This is a genomic window from Azotobacter beijerinckii (assembly GCF_900110885.1).
Taxonomy (GTDB): domain Bacteria; phylum Pseudomonadota; class Gammaproteobacteria; order Pseudomonadales; family Pseudomonadaceae; genus Azotobacter; species Azotobacter beijerinckii.
In genome coordinates, this window is the sequence record NZ_FOFJ01000161.1 from 1 (window position 1) to 1,514 (window position 1,514).

The window sequence follows — 1,514 nt, forward strand, 5'->3', positions numbered from 1 at the left end:
CTCATCAAGGCCTCGAAAAGTAAAAGACCTTGAAAGGGGTGACCCTACGGGGGTGTCGGCTTCCGTAGGGTGGACAACGCTCTGCTTGTCCACCGGCCAAGGCGGCGGCAGGCACACGGCTCAGTCCAGCTACCGCCGTGCCCGCATGCCGGGGCACCTAGAGCGTCACCCTACACCGCCCCTTCAGCGGCAGTTGCCGGCACAGCCGCCCCGAGCGCAAGCCGGGGGTTCCGGGTTCTTCAGCACCCGGCTGTTGACCACGCCGGCGGCGCTCATCAGCTTGGTCACCGGCGCGTCGTTCGGGATCGACGGGTCTTCCGCCAGCGTGCTGGCGGCGCGCAGTTCGCCCCAGGTTTTCGGGCTCAGCGCCATCGGATGCTGGACTTCATATACCTGACCGTTGGCTTCGCAACGGTAATCGTAGGTCGGCATGGGTAGTGCTCTCGCGGTTGATGCGTGATCGACAATCGGCAGCAACCGGCGCCAAGGGCGAAAACCGGCTGCCGTCCTGCCCCCTCCTGTGCGGGAAAGGGGCGGCATGGGCGGATTGTACGCCGCACGGGGCGACGCGGCCCAGCAAGCAGCCTGCCCTTCTCCGTGGGAAAGCCGCTTCGCGGCTTCTTCAGCCTACGGAGAAGCGCTCGATCCGCCAGCGGCAAGATCCCTCACGCCGACTTCAGCTTCAGCAATACGAAGCCGCACAGGATGCCGGCCAGGGCGATCAGGTAGCCGATCCGATAGGCCCGGTTCTTTTGTGCCTGGCGAACGGGGTCCAAGGGTTTCTTCTGTCTCACAGCTCCACCTGCCTCTCGATAAACCAAAACGAATGCACAACGACGGCGGCTCTGGCGAGCCGTCGATACCGCCTCGGCGGCGGACGGAAGCCCGCCCTGCGCGGCGCGAGCCTTTTTAGGCCGGACGGGCCGGCTTGTCCAGCCTGTGCGTGCCTCCGTCGATCCCCCGTTTCCCACCCCCACAAACGCAAAGCCCCGGCAATAAGCCGGGGCTCCGAGAAAACACTCGTGCGCCTAGACGACACCGATCTGCCTTGCGAACGCCTCGACATCCAGATGGTGGTCGAGCACCTTGCCCGAAGCCATGTCGATCAGATACAGACCTCCCAATTCCTCGTGCCTCTCGCTGTCGGGCGGGCAGCGCTTGATCTGCCGCTCCCCTTTCGCCGCCAGAAAATGATTGACCTTGGCCAACAAGGCCAGGTTTACCCCTGCCGCGCTCATGCTCATCCCCAATGCCGGACCGATGTGGGGCACTAGGATCGACGAAAGCGCTATAGCATTCAAGATATAAAAAATACCCGACGGGGTTCGCCCGGCGGATCGCTACATCAGCGCGTCGATCAGCAGCGCGTTGGAGTAGATCAGGCTGCCGTCGCTGGCGCGATGGCCGACCAGGTGGAACTGCCGTAACCGCTCCATAAACCCTACCTTCGAAACCGCGCCCTGAGATCTGATGCTGAGCTCCCGATTCCTTCTGGAACTTGCCCCGCATGATGC

Annotated in this window: 2 protein-coding genes; both read right to left on the minus strand. The window is 63.6% G+C overall.

The annotated features are described in order from the left end of the window. Nucleotides 1-183: 183 nt before the first annotated feature. The gene (locus tag BMY22_RS23340) at nucleotides 184-432 is read right to left on the minus strand and encodes an FmdB family zinc ribbon protein (protein ID WP_090625712.1); all 249 of its coding nucleotides are present in this window, start codon (nucleotides 430-432) and stop codon (nucleotides 184-186) included. 596 nt (nucleotides 433-1,028) lie between these two features. Continuing rightward, a complete protein-coding gene (locus BMY22_RS23345) occupies nucleotides 1,029-1,244 on the minus strand; it encodes a hypothetical protein (protein WP_244158988.1) in 216 nt (71 codons plus the stop codon). Nucleotides 1,245-1,514: the final 270 nt, after the last annotated feature.

Bases quoted from the DNA above. Each gene is read 5' to 3' on its own strand.
- BMY22_RS23340 (WP_090625712.1), bottom strand. From the start codon at position 432: ATGCCGACCTACGATTACCGTTGCGAAGCCAACGGTCAGGTATATGAA.
- BMY22_RS23345 (WP_244158988.1), bottom strand. From the start codon at position 1,244: ATGAGCATGAGCGCGGCAGGGGTAAACCTGGCCTTGTTGGCCAAGGTC.